This is a genomic window from Streptococcus sp. DD13, from assembly GCF_001578875.1.
Lineage (GTDB): Bacteria > Bacillota > Bacilli > Lactobacillales > Streptococcaceae > Streptococcus.
In genome coordinates this window covers 428102-430942 of sequence record NZ_KQ969506.1, presented here as the reverse complement: position 1 = coordinate 430942, position 2841 = coordinate 428102, and the positions used below count along the sequence as shown (strand labels likewise).

3 protein-coding genes are annotated in these 2841 nt (G+C 42.5%); all 3 read right to left on the bottom strand.

The window, feature by feature from the left end; all coding sequences use genetic code 11:
- A partial coding sequence (locus STRDD13_RS01910; protein ID WP_231852539.1) for an ABC transporter permease occupies positions 1-711 on the bottom strand: 711 nt, incomplete at its 3' end.
- Positions 692-1849 (bottom strand): ABC transporter ATP-binding protein, encoded by a 1158-nt coding sequence (locus STRDD13_RS01905; protein WP_067101153.1) that lies wholly within the window; start codon positions 1847-1849, stop codon positions 692-694. The genes STRDD13_RS01905 and STRDD13_RS01910, both read right to left, overlap by 20 nt.
- A 174-nt stretch (positions 1850-2023) precedes the next feature.
- The coding region (murB, locus tag STRDD13_RS01900; protein WP_067101150.1) for a UDP-N-acetylmuramate dehydrogenase at positions 2024-2841 on the bottom strand (818 nt) is incomplete at its 5' end.

The window sequence follows — 2841 nt, the reverse complement described above, 5'->3', positions numbered from 1 at the left end:
CGTCAGGAAGTGCTGCTCAATAGCCGTACCAAGGGTAATCACCCGGTTTCCTCCGATCAAGCGCGTCAGCATAAAGAGACTCAAGCTAGGGATGAAAACCGATTGGACACCAGAGCGAACACCATTCATTGAAAGTGGGAAAATCACTCTTTTAAATGTTTGCCAATGATTTGCACCCAGGTCATAACTGGCATGAACTAGATTACGATCCAAATCCTCGAGTACATTAAAAATAGGGAGGATCATAAAAGGAAGCTCAATGTAGCTAGCCACAAAGATAAAGGAAAAATCAGTAAACAAGATCTGTTGAGGGCCGACCCCAATAAAACTTAAAAATTGATTTATGGAACCATTTTGACCGAAAATCCCGATAAATGCATAAGCTTTAAGCAAGAGATTAACCCAAGTTGGCAGAACAATTAACATCAACCATAATTGTCGGTGTTTCAGTTGCGTTAAGAAATAAGCCGTTGGATAAGAAATAAGCAAGGTTACCAAAGTCACAATCCCAGCATATAAGATCGAGTTGAAACTCATTTTGAGGTAGGTCCAGTTTTGTGATGTAAAAAAGGTCTGATAGTTCTCTAGAGAAGCTTGCCCCTCAACATTAAAAAAGGACTGCCAAATAATCATCACGACGGGAGCTAGAACAAACAATAAAATCCACAAAAAATAAGGAACTACAAAGAGGTTAGAGGTGGTCTTCTTCATCTCGCTCCTCCTCGATGGCATTCAACAATCCTGCCTCTTGTTCTTCTATTTCAACATATTCTTCAATCCGCGCATCAAACTCTTCTTCTGTTTCGTTCAGACGCATGATATGAATATCTTCTGGTTCAAAGTCTAAGCCAATGATTTCTCCTACAATCGCCTTGCGGGTCGAATGAATCATCCACTCATTGCCCAAGTCATCATAGGCGATAATTTCATAATGGACTCCACGAAATAGCTGTGTATCGACCTTCACCTGTAATTTTCCTTCTTCAGGCAATGTAATCCGAAGATCTTCAGGACGAATCACCACTTCTACTGCTTCATTTGGCTTCATCCCACCATCAACAGCCTCAAAGCGCCTGCCATTGAACTCCACTAAATAATCTTCAATCATGGTTGCCGGCAAGATGTTGGACTCACCGATAAAGGTCGCTACAAAATGATTAATAGGCTCATCATAAATGTCAACCGGCGTACCGGACTGGACAATCTCTCCTTCATTCATGACAAAAATCCAGTCACTCATGGCCAAAGCCTCTTCCTGATCATGTGTCACAAAGACAAATGTAATTCCAAGACGTTGTTGCAATTCTCTTAGTTCATACTGCATGTCTGTTCGAAGTTTCAAGTCCAAGGCAGATAAGGGTTCGTCCAGAAGAACGACACGTGGCTGATTGATAATGGCGCGTGCGATTGCGACCCGTTGACGCTGTCCTCCAGATAATTTTTGGATAGATCGTTTCTCGTATCCCTCCAGGCGGACCATCTTCAACACCTTTGCCACACGCTTTTCTATTTCTGACTTCTCAATCTTCTTTAGTCGAAGAGGAAAAGCAACATTCTCAAAAACTGTCATATGCGGGAAAAGAGCATAGGATTGAAAAACAGTGTGGACATCGCGCTTATTGGTCGGGAGGTCGTTGATTCTCTGACCATCTAGCAAAATATCACCGCTAGTCGCATCAAGTAAACCAGCAATGAGATTCAAGATGGTCGACTTACCGGATCCAGATGCTCCCAGCAAGGTGTAAAATTTCCCTTCTTCTAGTTCAAAATTGATATCTTTTAGGACATGCGTGTTGCTATCTTCAAAAACCTTTGAAACATGTTTAAATTCAATAATTGGATTCTTCAATTTTCATAAATTCCTTCTTTACTTTCCATTCCCTTCTTTCGAAAAGGATTTTCCGATATCTTCTTGTCTAATCAAATAGGATTAGACACAACATACTTCTCGGGGACTTATAAGACTGCCCCACCTACTTTCGGTATCGATAGGCACTCACCCCCTTTCCCTGCCTTTTCGTTTTTAGTGTTCATTGTTGTTGTCATCCTCACCGATGATCCGGACTTCTCGTTCTAAGGTTACACCTGAATGTTCCTTCACAGTTGCAATCACAGTTTGGATTAATTCTTCATAGTCGCTTGCACTGCCATCTGCTACATTGACCATGAATCCGGCATGTTTCTTGGAAACCTCTACTCCGCCAATTCGACGTCCTTTCAAACCTGCTTCCATGATTAACTGTCCAGCAAAATGGCCAACGGGACGCTTAAATACGGAGCCACAAGATGGTAAATCTAGGGGTTGTTTGAGCTCACGAAGATGAGTAAGCCGCCGCATCTCGTCCTTTATAACCGAGTAGACTCCAGGTTTCAAGGCAAATTTAGCAGATAAAACGATTGCTCCAGTCTCCTGCAAGATGGATTGACGATACCCAAACCGAAGCTCACGACCCATAATCGTCTCAATATTCCCTTCTTTGGTTAAGATTTGAGCAGATACTAAAACGTGACTGATTTCCCCACCGTAGGCTCCTGCATTCATAAAGACAGCTCCCCCGACACTACCTGGAATGCCACATGCAAACTCAAATCCGGTCAGACTGTGATGTAAGGCTACGTGAGTCGTTTCAATAAGATTTGCACCCGCCTCAGCTTCAATCGTATAGCCCGATACTGTAATCGCATCCAACTGATCCATCCGAATCACAAATCCACGAATCCCTCCATCCCTGACAATGATATTAGAAGAATTTCCAAGAACCATCCAAGGAATGGACTCTTGATTGGCAAAACGTACGATCCGTTCTATTTCATAACGGTTTTTGGGAAAAGCAAGGTAAT